General features: G+C 63.5%; 17 protein-coding genes. 7 read left to right on the top strand and 10 right to left on the bottom strand.

The annotated features are described in order from the left end of the window. Positions 1 to 205: 205 nt before the first annotated feature. The 5 genes from A9K65_RS00725 to A9K65_RS00705 all read left to right on the top strand — a co-directional run bounded on the left by A9K65_RS00725 (position 206) and on the right by A9K65_RS00705 (position 5,821). Positions 206 to 1,360 carry an ABC transporter substrate-binding protein gene (locus tag A9K65_RS00725; protein ID WP_013528024.1) on the top strand — a complete coding sequence of 385 codons (1,155 nt, stop codon included), beginning with the start codon at positions 206 to 208 and terminating at the stop codon, positions 1,358 to 1,360. 168 nt (positions 1,361 to 1,528) lie between these two features. Further along, positions 1,529 to 2,539 (top strand): ABC transporter ATP-binding protein, encoded by a 1,011-nt coding sequence (locus A9K65_RS00720; protein ID WP_063169923.1) that lies wholly within the window; start codon positions 1,529 to 1,531, stop codon positions 2,537 to 2,539. Positions 2,540 to 2,553: 14 nt separating this feature from the next. Continuing rightward, complete coding sequence (locus A9K65_RS00715) at positions 2,554 to 3,504, top strand: ABC transporter permease (protein ID WP_210161359.1); 951 nt, start codon at positions 2,554 to 2,556, stop codon at positions 3,502 to 3,504. Further along, positions 3,494 to 4,309 carry an ABC transporter permease gene (locus A9K65_RS00710; RefSeq protein ID WP_024503371.1) on the top strand — a complete coding sequence of 272 codons (816 nt, stop codon included), beginning with the start codon at positions 3,494 to 3,496 and terminating at the stop codon, positions 4,307 to 4,309. The genes A9K65_RS00715 and A9K65_RS00710 overlap by 11 nt, the downstream gene beginning before the upstream one ends. A gap of 84 nt (positions 4,310 to 4,393) precedes the next feature. Beyond that, a complete protein-coding gene (locus A9K65_RS00705) occupies positions 4,394 to 5,821 on the top strand; it encodes a gamma-aminobutyraldehyde dehydrogenase (protein WP_064995770.1) in 1,428 nt (475 codons plus the stop codon). Positions 5,822 to 5,991: 170 nt separating this feature from the next. Here A9K65_RS00705 and A9K65_RS00700 read toward each other — a convergent pair whose 3' ends face one another. From A9K65_RS00700 to A9K65_RS00655, 10 genes are all read right to left on the bottom strand, one after another. Then, positions 5,992 to 6,306, bottom strand: a complete 315-nt coding sequence (locus A9K65_RS00700) for a hypothetical protein (RefSeq protein ID WP_064995768.1) — start codon at positions 6,304 to 6,306, stop codon at positions 5,992 to 5,994. Positions 6,307 to 6,359: 53 nt separating this feature from the next. Then, on the bottom strand, positions 6,360 to 6,722 hold the full coding sequence (locus A9K65_RS00695; RefSeq protein WP_064995788.1) for a nuclear transport factor 2 family protein: 363 nt from the start codon (positions 6,720 to 6,722) through the stop codon (positions 6,360 to 6,362). A gap of 81 nt (positions 6,723 to 6,803) precedes the next feature. Next, on the bottom strand, positions 6,804 to 7,283 hold the full coding sequence (locus tag A9K65_RS00690; RefSeq protein WP_013528017.1) for a carboxymuconolactone decarboxylase family protein: 480 nt from the start codon (positions 7,281 to 7,283) through the stop codon (positions 6,804 to 6,806). Between the two features lie 110 nt (positions 7,284 to 7,393). Beyond that, positions 7,394 to 8,947: an alpha/beta fold hydrolase gene (locus A9K65_RS00685; RefSeq protein WP_064995767.1), complete on the bottom strand. Its 1,554-nt coding sequence runs from the start codon at positions 8,945 to 8,947 to the stop codon at positions 7,394 to 7,396. Between the two features lie 113 nt (positions 8,948 to 9,060). After that, positions 9,061 to 9,372 (bottom strand): formate dehydrogenase subunit delta, encoded by a 312-nt coding sequence (locus A9K65_RS00680; RefSeq protein WP_013528015.1) that lies wholly within the window; start codon positions 9,370 to 9,372, stop codon positions 9,061 to 9,063. After that, positions 9,362 to 10,192: a formate dehydrogenase accessory sulfurtransferase FdhD gene (gene fdhD, locus A9K65_RS00675; protein WP_064995766.1), complete on the bottom strand. Its 831-nt coding sequence runs from the start codon at positions 10,190 to 10,192 to the stop codon at positions 9,362 to 9,364. The genes A9K65_RS00680 and fdhD overlap by 11 nt, the downstream gene beginning before the upstream one ends. A 2-nt stretch (positions 10,193 to 10,194) precedes the next feature. Further along, positions 10,195 to 13,107 (bottom strand): formate dehydrogenase subunit alpha, encoded by a 2,913-nt coding sequence (gene fdhF, locus A9K65_RS00670; protein WP_064995765.1) that lies wholly within the window; start codon positions 13,105 to 13,107, stop codon positions 10,195 to 10,197. A 10-nt stretch (positions 13,108 to 13,117) separates the two neighbouring features. Next, on the bottom strand, positions 13,118 to 14,674 hold the full coding sequence (locus tag A9K65_RS00665; RefSeq protein ID WP_064995764.1) for an NADH-quinone oxidoreductase subunit NuoF: 1,557 nt from the start codon (positions 14,672 to 14,674) through the stop codon (positions 13,118 to 13,120). Continuing rightward, positions 14,671 to 15,150 carry a formate dehydrogenase subunit gamma gene (locus tag A9K65_RS00660; RefSeq protein WP_064995763.1) on the bottom strand — a complete coding sequence of 160 codons (480 nt, stop codon included), beginning with the start codon at positions 15,148 to 15,150 and terminating at the stop codon, positions 14,671 to 14,673. The genes A9K65_RS00665 and A9K65_RS00660 overlap by 4 nt, the downstream gene beginning before the upstream one ends. Before the next feature lie 176 nt (positions 15,151 to 15,326). After that, entirely contained in the window at positions 15,327 to 16,241 is a 915-nt protein-coding gene (locus tag A9K65_RS00655) for a LysR family transcriptional regulator (RefSeq protein WP_013528010.1), read from the bottom strand. Between the two features lie 151 nt (positions 16,242 to 16,392). Here A9K65_RS00655 and A9K65_RS00650 point away from each other — a divergent pair, with 151 nt between their 5' ends. After that, positions 16,393 to 17,034, top strand: a complete 642-nt coding sequence (locus tag A9K65_RS00650; RefSeq protein WP_064995762.1) for a DUF47 domain-containing protein — start codon at positions 16,393 to 16,395, stop codon at positions 17,032 to 17,034. A gap of 3 nt (positions 17,035 to 17,037) precedes the next feature. Further along, positions 17,038 to 18,042, top strand: coding sequence for an inorganic phosphate transporter (locus A9K65_RS00645; RefSeq protein ID WP_013528008.1), 1,005 nt, complete (start codon positions 17,038 to 17,040; stop codon positions 18,040 to 18,042). The last annotated feature ends 11 nt before the right edge of the window (positions 18,043 to 18,053 follow it).

The raw sequence follows: 18,053 nt of genomic DNA, 5'->3' as shown, positions 1-18,053 counted from the left end.
ATCTATCGGAAAAACCGATATCGCCCTTCTGATAAATGAATTTGCGAAACCGGAATTTTCAAAGCACTTTCGGTTCAGGGACCAAAGCCGCCATCAGAGCGGCATCAAGCCCAACGGACGAACTGACAGTTTTCAGTCCGCGCGTGACCCCTAACGAAGACCGAAACCGGCTTTCAGGGTCAGGCGCCTAAATGGGAGATCGACAATGAATTCATTCCTGAAGTCATGCACTGCTCTGACGGTCGCGCTGACCTTTTCCGGTCAGGCCGTCGCCCAGGTCAAGGAACTTGGCAAGGGCGAAGGCCAGGTCAACATCGTTGCCTGGCCGGGCTACATCGAGCGCGGCGAAACCGACAAGGGCTATGACTGGGTGACTTCCTTCGAGAAGGAGACCGGCTGCAAGGTCAACGTCAAGACCGCCAACACCTCCGACGAGATGGTCTCGCTGATGAATGAGGGCGGCTTCGACCTCGTCACCGCTTCGGGCGATGCCTCGTTGCGCCTCGTTGCCGGCAAGCGCGTGCAGCCGATCAACACCGATCTCATCCCGAGCTGGAAGACGGTCGACGAGCGCCTCAAGGACGCGCCGTGGTTCACCGTCGGCGGCGCCCACTACGGCGTTCCCTACCAGTGGGGTCCCAACGTCCTGATGTACAACACCGACGTGTTCAAGGAGGCTCCCAAGAGCTGGAACATCGTCTTTGAGGAAATGAAGCTGCCGGACGGCAAGTCCAACAAGGGCCGCGTCCAGGCCTATGACGGGCCGATCCACATTGCGGATGCGGCCAACTATCTGATGTTCCACAAACCGGAACTCGGCATCAAGGATCCCTATGAACTCAACGAGGACCAGTACAAGGCGGCGCTCGAATTGCTGCGCGTCCAGCGCACGCTGGTTGGCCGCTATTGGCACGACGCCGCCATCCAGGTCGACGATTTCCAGAACGAAGGCGTCGTCGCTTCCGGCTCGTGGCCGTATCAGGTCAACACGCTGGTCGCCGCCAAGAAGCCGGTCGCGTCCACCATCCCGGAGGAGGGCGCCACCGGTTGGGCCGACACCACCATGATGGAGGCCGACGCCGCCAACCCCAACTGTGCCTATATGTGGATGGAACATTCGCTGTCGCCGAAGGTGCAGGGCGATGTCTCAGCCTGGTTCGGCTCACTGCCCGTCGTGCCCGCCGCCTGCAAGGGCAATGAGCTTTTGACCGACGAGGGTTGCAAGACCAATGGCTACGAGAACTTCGACAAGATCAAGTTCTGGAAGACGCCGGTGTCGAAATGCGCCACCCAGAACGATCAGTGCGTGCCCTACTATCGCTGGGTGTCGGACTATATCGGCGTCATCGGCGGACGATGAGCATCCTTACCTCCCCCTTGTGGGGAGGGTCGACGCATAGCGTCTGGGTGGGGTCTGCTCGGGGTTTTTCGAGACACCCCCACCCGCGGCTTCGTCGCGACCTCCCCAAGGGGGAGGTGGGACGTCGCGCGACATCAACACATCAAACCGGCAACGGACTGACAGCCCATGACCTCCGCCGTCTCCTTCCAGAAGGCCTCGCGCCATTTCGGCAGCGTGCGCGCCGTCGATGCGGTCGATCTCGACATCGCGCCTGGGGAATTCTTCGCCATGCTCGGGCCGTCCGGTTCCGGCAAGACCACTTGCCTGCGCCTCATCGCCGGCTTCGAGCAGCCGACATCGGGCTCGATCTCGATCTTCGGCGACCGCGCCGAGGGCGTTCCGCCCTATCGCCGCAACGTCAACACCGTGTTTCAGGATTATGCGCTGTTCCCGCATCTGAACGTGCTCGACAACGTTGCCTACGGCCTGATGGTCAAGGGCGTCGGCAAGGCTGAGCGGCACAAGGCGGCGGAAGAGGCGCTGTCACTGGTGCGGCTGCCCGGCTATGGCGCCCGTCGGCCCGGCCAGCTTTCCGGTGGCCAGCGCCAGCGCGTGGCACTGGCCCGCGCGCTGGTCAACCAGCCAAAGGTGCTGCTGCTCGACGAGCCGCTCGGCGCGCTCGACCTCAAATTGCGCGAGAACATGCAGGAGGAGTTGAAGTCGCTGCAGAAGGCGCTCGGCATCACCTTCGTCTTCGTCACTCACGACCAGGGCGAAGCGCTGTCGATGGCCGACCGCGTCGCCGTCTTCAACGATGGCAAGATCATGCAGATCGGCACTCCGGAAGATATCTACCAGCGGCCGAGGACCCGCTTCGTCGCCGATTTCGTCGGCTCCTCCAATGTGCTGCCGCCGGATTTCGTGCAGCGCTATTCCGGCCAGCATCGCTGGGGGAGTCTCCGCCCTGAATCCATTCGCGTCGGCCGCGCGGCCAAGGGGGTCACAAGTGGTGAAGGCGTATCGGCCCGCCTCATCTCGACCAATTATCTCGGCGCCACGACAAAGCTGGCGCTCGACGCCGACGGGCTGCGGCTGCACGCCATCGTGCCGGCCGGCATCGCCTTGCCGGCAGAAGGCGAGGCGGTTGTGCTGACCTTCAACCGCGAGCACCTGCATCTGATGGACGAGCCGGCATGAGCCTCGACGCCGCCATGGTGCGTGCAACCGCTCCCGCCATCCTGCCGGGTAGCGGCGGTCTGCGCGGCGCTCTGTCGGACCTTTTCTGGCGCAAGCCGAAGGTCCTGTTGCTGCTCATGCTGCTGCCTCCGGTTTTGTGGCTGGGCATCGTCTATATCGGCTCGCTGTTTGCGCTGCTGGCGCAGAGCTTTTTCTCCATCGACGAGTTTTCCGGCCTCATCGACCGCGAGTTCACGCTCAAGACCTATGGCGATCTGTTCCAGGCTGCCAATCTCGACATCATCCTGCGCACGGTGACGATGGCGGCTCTGGTCACGCTGGCCTCGGCCGTCATCGCCTTCCCCATCGCCTACTACGCGGCGCGCTATGCGCGCGGCCGCTGGAAGGCCTTGTTCTATCTCGGCATCATGCTGCCGCTGTGGTCGAGCTATCTGGTCAAGATCTACGCCTGGAAGCTGATCCTGGCCAAGGAAGGCATCCTCACCTGGCTGCTCGCCAAGCTGCATTTGTTGTGGGTTCTCGACGCTTGGCTGTCGCTGCCGATCGTCGGCGGCAATTCCCTGTCGGTATCGTTCACCGGCACCTTCATCGTCTTCGTCTATGTCTGGCTACCCTTCATGATCCTCCCCGTTCAGGCGGCGCTCGAGCGCGTGCCCGGCAATCTGGTCGAGGCCTCGTCCGACCTCGGCGCTTCACCGGGACAGACCTTCCGCAACGTGCTGTTTCCGCTGGCGCTGCCGGGCATCGTCGCCGGTTCGATCTTCACCTTCTCTCTGACGCTCGGCGATTACATCATCCCGCAGATCATCGGCACCTCGCGTCTGTTCATCGGCCAGGCGGTCTATTCGCAGCAAGGCACCGCCGGCAACATCCCGCTCGCCGCCGCCTTCACCGTGGTGCCGATCGTCATCATGGGCTTCTATCTCTGGGGCGCCAAGCGCATGGGGGCCTTCGATGCGCTCTGATGGTTCCCAGTCGGCTCCGCTCGGCCTGAAGATTGCCGCCGCCTGCGGGCTGCTGTTCCTGCACCTGCCGATCCTGCTGATCTTCGTCTATGCCTTCACCACCGAAGAGAAGAGTTTCGTCTGGCCGCCGCCAGGGCTGACGACGCAGTGGTTCGCCGTGACCTGGAACCGGCCAGATGTCTGGCAGGCGCTGTCGCTGTCGGTCAGGGTGGCCGCGATTTCGACGGCGATCGCGCTCATCCTCGGCACGCTCTGTTCGGCGGCGGTGTCGCGGACAAGATTCTTCGGCCGCGAAACCATCTCGCTGCTGGTCATCCTGCCGATCGCGCTGCCCGGCATCATCACCGGCATTGCGCTGCGCTCGGCCTTTTCGCTGGCCGACATCCCGTTCTCGTTCTGGACGATCGTGCTTGGCCACGCCACCTTCTGCGTGGTCGTCGTCTACAACAACGCCGTCGCCCGTTTCCGCCGCACTTCCGGTTCGATGATCGAGGCTTCGATGGATCTCGGCGCCGACGGTTTTCAGACCTTCCGCCATGTCGTGCTGCCCAACATCGCCACGGCGCTGCTTGCCGGCGGCATGCTGGCCTTCGCGCTGTCCTTCGACGAGGTCATCGTCACCACCTTCACCGCCGGCCAGCAGCAGACGCTGCCGATCTGGATGCTGGAAGAACTGATCCGTCCGCGCCAGCGCCCGGTCACCAATGTCGTTGCCATGGTCGTCATGCTGGTGACGTTGCTGCCGATCCTTGCCGCTTATTACCTCACCCGTGACGGCGACCAGATCGCTGGAAGCGGGAAATGAAAAACAGCGAATAGGGATCATCGACGGTCAAACCCTACTCGCTTTCAGCTACTCGCTACTCGCTTCTGTAAAGGGAGAAACCTTATGGACACCCAGATGCTGATCGGCTCGAAATTCGAGAAGGGCACCGAGACCGAGGAGCCGATCCTCAATCCAAAGACCGGGGCGACCATCCTCAACCTGCCCGAGGCCAGCCAGGCGCAGATCGAGGCGGCGGTCACTGCTGCCGAACAGGCGTTCGTCTTGTGGTCGCGCACCACGCCGGCGCAGCGCTCCGGCTATTTGCTGAAGATCGCCGACCGCATCGAAGCCGACGCGAAGGAGTTCGCCACGCTCGAGGCGCTCAACTGCGGCAAGCCGATCAACGCCGTGCTCAATGACGAAATCCCGGCGATCGTCGATTGCTACCGCTTCTTCGCCGGCGCCGTCCGTTCGATGCCGGGCGTCGTCGCTGGCGAATACATTCCCGGCCACACCTCGATGGTCCGTCGCGATGCCATTGGCATCGTCGCTTCCATCGCGCCGTGGAACTATCCGCTGATGATGATGGCCTGGAAGCTGGCGCCGGCGATCGCCGGCGGCAACACCGTCGTCTTCAAACCGTCCGAGCAGACACCGCTGACGGCGCTGAAGCTGGCAAAAATCCTTGCGGACATCCTGCCCGAAGGCGTCGTCAATGTCGTGCTCGGCCGCGGCGACAGCGTCGGCAACACGCTGATCAATCATCTCAAGGTCAACATGATCTCGATCACCGGCGATGTCGCCACCGGCAAGAAGGTGCTGCAGGCGGCCGCCAAGTCGGTCAAGCGCACGCATCTCGAGCTCGGCGGCAAGGCGCCGGTCATCGTCTTCGACGACGCCGACCTCGGCGCCGTGGTCAACGGCCTGCGTGCCTTCGGCTATTACAATGCCGGCCAGGACTGCACCGCCGCCTGCCGCATCTACGCCGGCAAGAAGATCTACGACAAGCTCGTCGCCGATCTCTCCTCGGCCGTCTCGACCATCAAGTACGACCGCCCCGACGATACCGAAAACGAAATCGGCCCGCTGATCTCGCGCCGCCAGCGCGACCGCGTCTCGAGCTTCGTCGAGCGCGCCTCGGAACTGAAACACATCGAGATCACCACCGGCGGCAAGCCGGGCGAGGGCTCCGGCTTCTATTACCAGCCGACCGTCGTCGCCGGCGCGCTGCAGGAAGATGAGATCGTGCGCCGCGAAGTGTTCGGCCCGGTCGTCTCGGTTACTCGTTTTTCGGAAGTCGACGAGGCGGTGAACTGGGCCAATGACAGCGACTACGGCCTGGCGTCATCCGTATGGACCAAGGATGTCTCGCGCGCCATGGCGACGGCCGCCCGCCTGCAATATGGCTGCACCTGGATCAACACCCACTTCATGCTGACCAACGAGATGCCGCATGGCGGGTTGAAGCAGTCCGGCTACGGCAAGGACATGTCGCTCTACGCACTGGAGGATTACACCGCCGTGCGGCATGTGATGGTTGCGCATGGCTAGTTGTGCCTTCTCCCCTTCTTGTGGGAGAAGGTGGATCGGCGCGAGACGGATGAGGGGGTGTTCCAGCTTGACGCCAGCTTACCCCTCACACGGGTTGCCAACCGATTTGTGAAGGACAAATCGGGGCAATCCGACCTCTCCCACAAGGGGAGAGGTAAGACCGCAGACCACTACTCCACGATGCGATAGATATTCCACAGGCTGGTGCCAGACACGACATAGGGCTCGATCTCCTTGCCCCATTTCGCGTGCGCGTCGATCTTGCCGATCTTGGCGAAGAACGCCTCCAACTGGGCCAGGCTTTCGACCTGGTGATGGGACTCGACCGTCGCCTCCCGCGCGCCGATCGAACCGGTCATGATCTGGAATTCCAGCTCGTCGAAGCCGACCTGTGACCCGATCTCGCGTTCCCATTTCTTCAACAGGTCGAGCACGGTCTGCTTGTGTCCGAACTTGGCGTCGATCTGCCATCTGGCGCTGAACATCGTCTTCTCCTCCAGGTTGCGGCCCAGGCCGCGGTTGATCCACGGTTGTTGATCTACTCGTCCCAGGCCTGCACGACGGTCTGTCTTGCGATCCGACCGTTCTTCAGCTCCAGCATCGCTGCGCAGAACACCTTGGTGCCGTCCGGATAGGCGCAGGCCTGGGTGAAGGCGAGGCTGTCGCCGTCGGCGATGGTGGTGTCGACCTTGTGGGTCATCGCCCGGCTGCAGATGTCGTCCCAGAATGTGGTGATCGCCGCGCGCCCGCGGATTTCACGCGGCTCGCTCGGCGGGTTGTTGCGGTCGATCACCCGCACCAGCGCGTCTTCGGCATAGAAGCTCGACAGCATCTTGCCGTCACGGGTTTCGATCGCCTTCTTGATCGCGGCGCCGTCCACTGTTTGGGTCTTGGTCAGCATTTCATCCTCCATTGGCCCGTCTTCCGACCGGGCGGTTGATGGTCGATGTGCCGTCCGGCGCTCATCGCCGGGCAGTGGTTCTTACTGCGACTTCGCCTTGACAGCCGCGAATACGTCGTCGGTCTGCTTCTTGAAGGTCGTCAGATCGACCTGGCTGCCGTTGAGCATCGTCGACCAATGGCGCACGATGGCGGACATCGCCACCGCCTCCTTGATCTCCTCGTCGCTGGCGCCGTTGAGCTTGGCCGCCTCGGTGTGGAAATAGATGCAGTACTGGCATGGGATCTGCGCCGCGACGGCGAGGCCCAAAAGTTCCTTGGTCTTGCCGTCAAGCGCCGTCTTCGGGTTGAGCTGCACGCCCTTAATCTCGGCCCAGGCGCCGGCGACGGCCACATCCGGCAGGGTCTTGAACATGTCCGGCACCGAGCCGAGCGTTGCCTCGATGTCCTTGTAGGCGGCCGCCGCGGACGCGTCCTCGGCCTTTGCGGGAGAGATGGCGAACAACGCGCCAACGCTTGCAGCGATCACAAGCAATTTGAGTGTCCGGTTCGACTTCAGCATTTCCTCCTCCGTTCGCAGCGCCTTTCCCAGCGACATCCGCCTAGCCTGCGTGGAGAGAATTGATAGCGCTTACCCGCCCATGGCCGCTTCGCCCGAAAGCGCCATGGCTCTCATGGCCCGTGCGGGCCAGGGTGCCTGGCCGAAAACGCCGCCGCCGCCGCCCGCGACGGCAGATCCAGCTTGAGCAGTATGTTGGCGACATGGCGCTTGACCGTGTGTTCGCTCAGCCGCAATTCGGCGGCGATCGCGGCATTGCTCTTGCCGTCGGCGACGAGGCTCACCACCTCGCTTTCGCGCGCCGTCAATGCGGCCGGCTCGGCGGTCTTGGGTTTGGGCCGGCAGGCGGGTTCCAGATGCTGTTCGGACGTCGCATGGACCAGCGCCAGCGGCTGCTCCAGCTCGTCGACACTGATGCGCCCGGCGTCGGTGAAATGCAGGCCCGACCCAGCCGCCAGATCGGCGATCAGACGCGACGCGATAATGTCGCCGCGGCCGGCATGGGCGGCCAGTTGCATTGCCACCCGCGCCGTCGTCCCAACGGGCGGACCGCGCACTTCGATCTCGCCGACATGCGCCCCTTGCGCGTTTGCCACGCCGATTTCCTGCGCCGCCTCGCGCAGCGCTGCCGCGCAGCGTATGGCGCGTGCCGGGCCGTCGAAGCGCGAAATCATCAACTCGCCATGCAGGCCCACAGAGCGCCCGCCATGGCGCCCGACCAGCAGCCGCCAGGTTTCCTGGAAGCGTTGGCTGCGTTCGCTCCACATCCGGTCGCCGAGCCGTGCCGTGTCGTAGATGCGTGTCACCAGCAGTGCGGCCAGCACGCGGTCTACTTCGCCCACGGCGCGTTCGCCGGTCAGGAATTCCTCGATCAGGTCGGCCACCCCATCGACATCGCCGGTCCAGATCGGATGGTCGCGTCCGGGAATCTCGACCAGCCGGGCGCCGGGGATCTTCTGTGCAAGGAAGCGGCTGGCATCGGGGTCGACCCGCGCATCGTTGCGGCGATGGATTACAAGCGTCGGCGCGCTGATCACGCTCAGGATATGGCGGATGTCGACGTCGGCGTTCATGCGCGCCAGCGCCGCCGCCGCCGTCGGGCTCGCCGACAATCGTTCGAAACGTGCCCACCACTGGGCGAAATGCGCGTCGTCGACCCGGCTCGGCGCGAAATAGGGCAGCGTGGCGCCAGTGCCCCAGGCTGTCTCCGCCATCTCGATGAAAGCGTCGAGGCGTTCGGGCGACATCACCCATTTGTGGAAATGCGCATAGCCGCCATAGAGCGCCAGCGCCCGTGTCCGCTCCGGATAGGTGGCGGCGAACAGCATCGCCATCGGCGCGCCTTCGGAGGAGCCGAGCAGCGCCGCACGGCCGCTGCCGGCGGCGTCCATTACCGCGCGCACATCGTCCATCCGCGTCTCGAGACTGGGCAGATTATGCGCGTCGACACGGTCGGACAGGCCGGTGCCGCGCTTGTCGAACAGGATCAGCCGAGAGAACGCCGAAAGCCGCTTCAAGAGCCTGGTGTAGCCCTCGTCTTCCCAGTGCAGGTCGAGGTTGGAAATGAAGCCCGGCACGAAGACGAGATCGAACGATCCCTGCCCGACCACCTGATAGGCGATCCGCACATCGCCGCTACAGGCGTATCGCGTCTCGATCGGCCTCACGAGATTTCCACCCCGGCCTGACGATTTCTGGTCGTCAAACCATAGCAGAACAGCGCAGATTGCGGCAGCTTAAACTTTAGCGATTGTGAATGTAAGCTGGCGCGGCTTGGCGGCTATTCCTGCGAGGCGGCGACGTCGGCAGGGGAGGGCTTGAGCCCGAGTTTGAGGTCGGCCGCAGCCGGCGTGATCGGTCGCTTGATCCTGGCGGAGGCGGCCACCACCAACTCGTTGAAGTTCCCGGTGCCGTCGTCCAGCATTTCGAAGAACTGCCGCCGCATCCTCGGCTCCCAGAACTTGTTGATGTGCTCGGCGACGCCGGCAATGCCTTCCTCGCGCGGCTTGGAATGGAAGAAGTCGGCGATCTGGTTTGCCATGCGCACCAGCTTCTCGGCGGTGCTCATAATGTGTTCTTCGTCATGCGACATGCTTGGCAACTCCGCAAACCACCCGGTCGGGGTGGGTGAAAATATCAAAATCGTCGCCGCGAACCAGCGCCACCAGCGTCATGCCGGACTCTTGCGCCGTGCGGATGGCAAGGGCGGTCGGCGCCGAGACGGCGATGATGAAGGCCGAACCGATAGAAGCCGTCTTCTGCACCATTTCGACCGAAACCCTGGATGTCACCACGACAGCACCGGATGCACCATCGATGCCGGCTTTGGCCAGCGCACCGGCCAGCTTGTCGAGCGCGTTGTGACGGCCGACATCTTCGCGTGCCATGACGATGCCCTTACCAGGCACATAGAAGCCGGCGGCGTGCACGGCTCCGGTCTCGGTGTGCAGCGGCTGCACTTTCGACAAAAGCTTGACCGAACAAACGATATCGTTGGCATCAAGCGTAAGCTTTGACACACCAACCGCGTCGACCGAACGCATCGCTTCCTCGATCGATTCGATGCCGCAGAGCCCGCAGCCGACCGGACCCGCGAGCCTTCGCCGCCGCGCTTCGAAGCGCGTGTTGGCTCGGTCCTTCAGCCGGATCTGGATGTCGACGCCGGCGCCATGGTCCTCGACCTCGATGGCTTCGATCTCCTCCGGCGCAGCTACAATGCCCTCGGTCAGCGAGAAGCCAAGCGCGAAATCCTCGAAATCGGCCGGGCTTGCCATCATCACCGCATGCGTGGTGCCGGCAAAGGAGAACGCCACCGGCGTCTCTTCCGGCACCATGCGGTTCGCCGTAGCAGTGCCGCTGGCGCGGTGCGCCAGCCGCGATACCTGCGTCGTGGCTTTGCGCCGCGCGCTCAAGGCTACTCCGCCGCCTGCAAAGACGCGATGCGCCGGCTCTGCTTGGCTTGCTCGTCATAGTCGCGCTGCCATTCCGACGGCCCATTGGAGGCGCCGACCTGCACCGCCGTCACCTTGTATTCCGGGCAGTTGGTCGCCCAGTCGGAGAAGTCGGTGGTGATCACGTTGGCCTGCGTGTCCGGATGGTGGAACGTCGTGTAGACCACGCCGGGCGACACCCGGTCGGTGATCAGCGCGCGCAGCGTCGTCTCGCCCGAGCGGCTGGTCAGCCGGACCCAGTCGCCGTCGCGCAAGCCGCGGTTCTCGGCGTCGTGCGGATGAATCTCCAGCCGGTCCTCCGAGTGCCACATGCTGTTGTCGGTGCGCCTGGTCTGCGCGCCGACATTGTACTGCGACAGGATGCGGCCGGTGGTGAGCAGCAGCGGGAAGCGCGGCCCCGTCCTTTCGTCCGTCGCCACATATTCGGTACGGATGAACTTGCCCTTGCCGCGCACGAACCCGTCGATATGCATGATCGGGGTGCCGAGCGGCGCCTTCTCGTTGCAGGGCCATTGCACGGACCCGACACGGTCGAGCAGCTCGAAGGAGACGCCGGCGAAGCTCGGCGTGGTCATCGCGATCTCGTCCATGATTTCGGAGGGATGCTGATAGTTCCAGTCCAGCCCGATCGCGCGGGCAAGCTCCTGCGTCGCCTCCCAATCGGCGTAGCGCGCCTTCGGCTCAAGAACCTTGCGCACCATGTTGATGCGGCGCTCGGCGTTGGTGAAGGTGCCGTCCTTCTCCAGGAAGGTCGAGCCCGGCAGGAAGACATGGGCGTAGTTCGCCGTCTCGTTGAGGAAGAGGTCGTGCACGACGACGCATTCCATCGCGGCAAGGCCGGCTGCGACATGCTTGGTGTCGGGATCGGACTGCAGAATGTCTTCGCCCTGGATGTAGATGCCCTTGAAGCTGCCGTCGACGGCGGCGTCCAGCATATTGGGGATGCGCAGGCCGGGTTCGTCGTCCAGCTTCACGCCCCACAAGGTCTCGTAGATATCGCGCACGGCTTCGCCGGAGATGTGGCGATAACCGGGCAGCTCGTGCGGGAAGGAACCCATGTCGCAGGAGCCCTGCACGTTGTTCTGGCCGCGCAGCGGGTTCACGCCGACGCCGGGCCGGCCGATGTTGCCGGTGGCCATGGCGAGATTGGCGATTGCCATCACAGTGGTCGAACCCTGGCTGTGTTCCGTCACGCCCAGGCCGTAATAGATCGCGCCGTTGCCGCCGGTGGCGTAGAGGCGGGCCGCCCCGCGGATCAGCTCGGGATCGACGCCGGACAATTTGCCGACGGTTTCGGGGCTGTTTTCCGGCAAGGCGACGAACGATGCCCAATCCTGGAACTCCGTCCAGTCGCAACGTTCGCGGATGAAGGCTTCGTCGAACAAGCCCTCGGTGACGATCACATGCGCCAGCGCCGTCAGCACGGCCACATTGGTGCCGGGCTTCAGCGGCAGGTGGTAATCCGCTTCGATATGGGCCGACTTGACCATCTCGGTGCGGCGCGGATCGAGCACGATCAGCTTGGCGCCCTGGCGCAGCCGCTTCTTGAGCCGCGAGGCGAACACCGGGTGAGCGGAAGCCGGATTGGCGCCGATGATGACGGCGACATCGGTGAAGTCGACGGAATCGAAATCCTGCGTGCCGGCAGACGTGCCATATGTCTGGCCGAGCCCGTAGCCCGTCGGCGAATGGCAGACGCGTGCGCAGGTGTCGACATTGTTGTTGCGGAAACCCTGCCGCACCATCTTCTGGACGAGGTAGGTTTCCTCATTGGTGCAGCGCGACGAGGTGATGCCGCCGATCGCGGTGCGTCCGTACTGGTATTGGATGCGGCGGAATTCCTTGGCGGTATGGGCGATCGCCTCTTCCCAGCTTACTTCGCGCCACGGATCGGTGACCTTTTCGCGGATCATCGGCGACAGGATGCGGTCCTTGTGGGTGGCGTAGCCATAGGCGAAACGGCCCTTCACGCAGGAATGGCCGTGGTTCGCCTTGCCCTCCTTGTAGGGCATCATGCGAACGACTTCGTCACCCTTCACCTCGGCCTTGAACGAGCAGCCGACGCCGCAATAGGCGCAGGTGGTGACGGCCGAGCGCTCCGGCAGGCCCTTGGCAAGCACCGTCTTCTCACGCAGCGCATCGGTCGGGCAGGCCTGGACGCAGGCGCCGCAGGACACGCATTCCGAATCGATGAACGCCTCGTGCATTCCCGCCGAAACCCGGGATTCGAAGCCGCGTCCCTCGATGGTCAGCGCAAACGTGCCCTGCACTTCTTCGCACGCCCGCACGCAGCGCGAGCAGACGATGCATTGCGAGGCATCATAGGTGAAATAGGGGTTGGATTCGTCGCGGGCGATGTAATCGACTGCCAGCGAGCCATGGCCGGGCGCCACGCCACCTTCCGGCTTGACGTGGTTGCGGCCCTCGATGCCGTAGCGGTTCTCGGTCAGGCCGATCGACTTCGCCACCGCGTCGAACTCGCTGGCGCCGGTTCCGGCCTGTTCGTTCCAGCCGGTCGGATGGTCGGAGACGTAGAGCTCCATGACGCCACGGCGAATGGCATCGAGCCGCTCGGTCTGCGTGCGCACGATCATGCCTTCGCCGACAGGCGTCGTGCAGGATGCCGGCGTGCCGCCGCGTCCTTCGATCTCCACAAGGCAGACACGGCACGAACCGAAGGAGTCCAGCATGTCGGTGGCGCAGAGCTTCGGGATTTCGACCCCGCCCTCCATCGCGGCACGCATGATCGAGGTGCCTTCCGGCACGGTGATGCTGCGCCCGTCGACGTTCAGCGTGACCTGCTTCTGCGCCTTCGATTGCGGGGTTCCGTAGTCGATCTCTTCGACGAGGGAGGGGAAGTCGGCCTTGATGTTCATCTGCCAGCTCCTATTCGGCAGCCACGCGCACGGGCGCGGGCTTGAAGTCGTCGGGGAAATGGGTGATCGAGCTCATGACAGGGTAGGGCGTGAAGCCGCCCAGCGCGCAGAGCGAGCCGAATTTCATCGTGTTGCAGAGGTCGGTGACCAGAGCGAGGTTCTTCTCCGGCTCGATGCCCGCGGCGAGTTTGTCGATGGTCTCGACACCGCGCGTCGAGCCGATGCGGCAGGGCGTGCACTTGCCGCAGCTTTCGATGGCGCAGAACTCCATGGCGAAGCGCGCCTGTTTCAGCATGTCGGCGGTGTCGTCGAACACCACGATACCGGCATGGCCGATCAGCCCGTCCTTGGCCGCGAAGGCTTCATAGTCGAATGGCGTGTCGAACAGCGCGCGCGGGAAATAGGCGCCGAGCGGTCCGCCGACCTGCACTGCCTTGACCGGCCGGCCGGTGGCCGTGCCGCCGCCGATCTCGTCGACGATCTCGCCAAGCGTCATGCCGAAAGCGGCTTCGAACAGCCCTGCAAATTTGACATTGCCGGCGATCTGGACCGGGATCGTGCCGCGCGAGCGGCCCATGCCGAAATCCTTGTAGAAGGCAGCACCCTTGTCCATGATGACGGGCACAGAGGCTAGGCTGATGACGTTGTTGATCACCGTCGGCTTGCCGAACAGCCCCTTATGCGCCGGCAGAGGCGGCTTTGCGCGTACCATGCCGCGCTTGCCCTCGAGCGAATCGAGCAGCGCCGTCTCCTCGCCGCAGACATAGGCGCCGGCGCCGACCCGGATCTCCATGTCGAACGCGTGAGGGGAACCCAGCACGCTAGCGCCAAGAACGCCGGCCTTGCGGGCGATCTCGACGGCCTTGTTCATCGCCGCCACCGCATGCGGATATTCCGAGCGGACATAGACGAAGCCCTTGGTCGCGCCCGTGGCTATACCGGCGATCGTCATGCCTTCGATCAGCACGAAGGGATCGCCCTCCATGATCATGCGGTCGGCGAAAGTGCCGGAGTCGCCTTCATCGGCGTTGCAGACGATGTATTTGCGGTCGCCTGATGTATCGAGCACCGTTTTCCACTTAATGCCGGTCGGGAAGCCGGCGCCGCCGCGCCCGCGCAGGCCGGATTCGGTCACCTCTGCGACGATGGCGGCAGGCGTCAGCGCCAGCGCGTTCATCAGTCCATTCAACCCGCCATGTTTTTTGTAGGATTCGAGCGACAGCGGATCCGTGACGCCGCAGCGCGCGAAGGTCAGCCGTGTCTGCTTGGCCAGGAACGGGATCTTGTCCGGCGCGCCCAGCCAGCGTTTATGATGGCCGCCGGTAAGGAAGCCGCTGTCGAACAGGCTTTTGACGTCGGACGGTTTGACCGGCCCGTAGGCGATGCGGCCGTTGGCTGTAGCGACTTCGACCATCGGTTCGAGGAAATAGGCGCCGCGCGAACCATTGCGCACGATCTTGGCTTCGATGCCGCGCTCGGCGAGTTCGCCGGCGATCGCCTTGGCGACCTTTTCGGCGCCAAGCGCCAGCGCACCGGAATCGCCGGGAATGTAGATACGCGGGATCATGAGCGCACCTCTGCAACGATCTCGTCGAGCTTCTCGTCATCGAGCCGTCCGATCACCTCGCCATCGAGCATGGCGGCGGGCGAACAGGCGCACAGGCCAAGACAGTAGACCGGCTCCAGCGTCACCGAACCGTCGCGGGTCGTTTCATGAAAGCCGATGCCCAGCAGTTGCTGCAGCTTGGCGGCGATGGCATCCGAACCCATGGACTGGCAAGATTCCGCCTGGCAGAGCTTCAACACATGCCGGCCTGCCGGATGGCTTCGGTAATCGTGATAGAAGCTGACGACGCCGTGCACCTCGGCCCTGGAAATGTTCAGCGCCTCGGCGATGAGCGGCAGCGCATCCTTGGGCACATGGCCGAACTCTTCCTGGATGCCGTGGAGGATCGGCAGCAAAGGGCCTTCGAGCCCCTTCATCTCCTGGATGATCGCGGCCGTGCGCGACGTAATCTCGGTACTTGCAGGCTGCATTGTCATGCAGCGCCCTCCCTATCGTAGCGACCCACGCATATCGGCCAAAAGCATCAAGCTGTTTTGGAACAACGACATGCGCGTGCCGCTTTATCGCTAAGTGCTTAAGAAACCAGAGAAAACCTCTGAAATCAATAAAGCGGTTTCGTTGTACGATAGAAATTTTCTATCGTTCCGTTTGACTAACCCTGTCTAGCGGAACGGTTGGCATGGAAATCGTCCGCCAGCGCCATTGCCTCGTCCAGCAGCGCCGAGACCAAAGGTGTGTGCGGTTCGCGGGGTGTCGCCACCAGGCCGACCGTGTGGCTGGCGTCCGGTTCGATGATTGGAATGGCCCGGATCGGTTCGGAAAAGCCGAATGTTTCCGCAAGGTTGAGCGGCATGATCGACGACCATTTGCCGGTGCGGATGTGCGAAAACAGCACGATCATCGAATTGGATTCCAGCGTCGGTCGCACCTGCACGCCGGCTTCGGCCAGATGCTGGTCGATGATGCGGCGGTTCTGCATGTCCGGCGTCAACAGGCACAGCGGCAGGCTCGAGAGCTCCGCCCATGTCACTTTGTCGCGGTCGGAATAGGGATTTCCCATCGCGGTGATCAGTTGGTAGCGCTCGTCATAGAGCGGCACGCTGGTCACCCGCCCCAGCGGCTCGTTGTCGAGATAGGTGATGCCGGCATCGATGTCGAAATTGCCGAGCAGCGACAGCACCTCGATCGAAGTCCGCGACAGCACCGAAAAGGTGACGCCGGGATGCTTTTCGCGAAATGGCGTCGTCAGCCGCGGCAGCATGGCGAGCGCCGTCGGGATGGCGGCGATGCGGATACGGCCCGAAAGTCCGTGGCGCGCCGCGCGCATTTCCTCGCGCATGGTCCTGGTGTCGCCGACGATGCGGCGTGCCCACACCAGCACCTGTTTTCCCTCCGGCGTCAGCCCCTGGAAGCGTGAGCCGCGCAGAACCAGCATGACGCCAAGCTGGCCTTCCAACTGCTTGATGCCGGCCGACAGCGTCGGCTGCGTGACGCCGCACACCTCCGCCGCCCGGCCGAAATGCTCCTCCCTGGCGAGCGCGATGAAGAATTCCAGCTTGTCGATCATGTGATCTTTCCGGTCGTTCGCTGCAAGGTCGGGGAAATTGTGCTCTACCGCAAGCGCCACGCACAATTGCCCTGCATCCACACCTTTAAGCCGGCTACCTGTTTCCCGCGGCTGAATGCGGCGCTATGTGGATGAAACTGGGAGATCGACCATGCTGGGCTGGTTCCGCAAGCTTTTGCCGCGCGAAGATCGCTTCTTCGACCTGTTCGAACGACATTCCCGCACCGTGGTCGGCGGCGCCGAGGCGCTGGAGCAGCTTCTCCATGGCAGGGATATCGATCTCTGGTGCCAGAAAATCATCGATCTTGAAGATGAGGCCGACCACATCACCGCGGAAGTCCTGCTGGCGGTACGGCGCTCCTTCATCACGCCTTTCGATCGCGGCGACATCAAGGACTTGATCCAGTCGATGGATGACGCCATCGATATGATGCACAAGACGGTCAAGACGGTGAAGCTGTTCGAGCGCAAGGAGTTCGATCCGCTGATGCAGGAAATGGGTGGTGTCATCGTCGCCGCCGCCAAGCTGGTGGCCGAGGCGATCCCGCTGCTCAACAAGGTCGCAACGCACACTGTGCGCCTCAACGCCATCGCCGAAGAGGTGATGCGCGTCGAAAGCCGGGCCGACGACCTGCACGAGCAAGGGCTGAAGGATCTCTTCAGGAAGCACGGCAGCAGCGATCCGATGGCCTATATGATCGGAAGCGAGATTTATGGCCAACTGGAAAAGGTGGTCGACCGCTTCGAGGACGTCGCCAACGAGATCAGCGGCATCGTCATTGAGAATGTCTAGGTGATGGAAGCAACCATTGCCTTTCCCGTGCTGGCCGGCCTCGTCGCCGTCGCACTGTTCTTCGACTTTCTCAACGGCCTGCACGACGCCGCCAATTCCATCGCCACCATCGTTTCCACCCGCGTGCTGCGGCCGCAATATGCGGTGCTGTGGGCGGCATTCTTCAATTTCATCGCCTTCATGTTCTTCGGCCTCCACGTTGCCGAGACCGTAGGCAAAGGCATCGTCGATGTCAGCATCGTCACCCCGGCGGTGATCTTTGCAGCCCTGGTCGGCGCCATCGTCTGGAACATCGTCACCTGGATCGCCGGCATCCCTTCGAGCAGCTCGCATGCGCTGATCGGCGGCCTGGTCGGCGCCGGTGTTGCGAAGGCAGGCGTGGGCGCCATCGTCTGGACCGGGCTTGGCAAGACGGTCGCGGCAATCGTCTTGTCGCCAGCGACGGGCTTTATCCTGGCGCTCGTCCTGGTTCTCGTCGTCTCGTGGCTCTTCGTGCGCCAGACGCCGTTTGCGGTCGACAGCACCTTCCGCGTCATGCAGTTCTTTTCCGCCTCGCTCTATTCCCTCGGGCACGGCGGCAATGACGCCCAGAAGACCATGGGCATCATCGCCGTGCTGCTCTATTCGCAAGGCATGCTCGGCGCGACTTTCTACGTGCCGCTGTGGGTGGTCCTCACTTGCCAGTCGGCACTGGCGCTCGGCACCCTGTTCGGCGGCTGGCGCATCGTCCACACCATGGGCTCGAAGATCACCCGGCTGAACCCGATGCAGGGTTTTTGCGCCGAAACCGGTGGGGCGATCACGCTGTTTGCGGCGACCTGGCTCGGCGTTCCCGTATCGACCACCCACACCATCACCGGCGCCATCATCGGCGTCGGCGCCGCCCGCCGCGTCTCGGCCGTGCGCTGGGGCATTGCCGGCAACATCGTCATCGCCTGGATCGTTACCTTGCCGGCCACCGCTTTGATTTCGGCGCTCACCTACCTCGCAGTTGGCCTGGCGAGGTGAGGTGAAGAAAT

Source organism: Mesorhizobium sp. WSM1497, assembly GCF_001672455.2.
GTDB classification, from domain to species: Bacteria; Pseudomonadota; Alphaproteobacteria; order Rhizobiales; family Rhizobiaceae; genus Mesorhizobium; species Mesorhizobium ciceri.
Note: the sequence above shows the minus strand (reverse complement) of the source record. Positions and strands in the feature narration are given on the sequence as shown.

Excerpts from the sequence above, each read along its gene's own strand:
- A9K65_RS00680 (WP_013528015.1), bottom strand. The coding sequence starts at position 9,372 with ATGTCGCATGACGAAGAACACATTATGAGCACCGCCGAGAAGCTGGTG.
- A9K65_RS00660 (WP_064995763.1), bottom strand. The coding sequence starts at position 15,150 with ATGACAATGCAGCCTGCAAGTACCGAGATTACGTCGCGCACGGCCGCG.
- A9K65_RS00725 (WP_013528024.1), top strand. The coding sequence starts at position 206 with ATGAATTCATTCCTGAAGTCATGCACTGCTCTGACGGTCGCGCTGACC.
- A9K65_RS00705 (WP_064995770.1), top strand. The coding sequence starts at position 4,394 with ATGGACACCCAGATGCTGATCGGCTCGAAATTCGAGAAGGGCACCGAG.
- A9K65_RS00715 (WP_210161359.1), top strand. The coding sequence starts at position 2,554 with ATGGTGCGTGCAACCGCTCCCGCCATCCTGCCGGGTAGCGGCGGTCTG.
- A9K65_RS00665 (WP_064995764.1), bottom strand. The coding sequence starts at position 14,674 with ATGATCCCGCGTATCTACATTCCCGGCGATTCCGGTGCGCTGGCGCTT.
- A9K65_RS00645 (WP_013528008.1), top strand. The coding sequence starts at position 17,038 with ATGGAAGCAACCATTGCCTTTCCCGTGCTGGCCGGCCTCGTCGCCGTC.
- A9K65_RS00650 (WP_064995762.1), top strand. The coding sequence starts at position 16,393 with ATGCTGGGCTGGTTCCGCAAGCTTTTGCCGCGCGAAGATCGCTTCTTC.
- A9K65_RS00700 (WP_064995768.1), bottom strand. The coding sequence starts at position 6,306 with ATGTTCAGCGCCAGATGGCAGATCGACGCCAAGTTCGGACACAAGCAG.
- fdhF (WP_064995765.1), bottom strand. The coding sequence starts at position 13,107 with ATGAACATCAAGGCCGACTTCCCCTCCCTCGTCGAAGAGATCGACTAC.
- A9K65_RS00710 (WP_024503371.1), top strand. The coding sequence starts at position 3,494 with ATGCGCTCTGATGGTTCCCAGTCGGCTCCGCTCGGCCTGAAGATTGCC.
- A9K65_RS00690 (WP_013528017.1), bottom strand. The coding sequence starts at position 7,283 with ATGCTGAAGTCGAACCGGACACTCAAATTGCTTGTGATCGCTGCAAGC.
- A9K65_RS00695 (WP_064995788.1), bottom strand. The coding sequence starts at position 6,722 with ATGCTGACCAAGACCCAAACAGTGGACGGCGCCGCGATCAAGAAGGCG.
- A9K65_RS00720 (WP_063169923.1), top strand. The coding sequence starts at position 1,529 with ATGACCTCCGCCGTCTCCTTCCAGAAGGCCTCGCGCCATTTCGGCAGC.
- A9K65_RS00655 (WP_013528010.1), bottom strand. The coding sequence starts at position 16,241 with ATGATCGACAAGCTGGAATTCTTCATCGCGCTCGCCAGGGAGGAGCAT.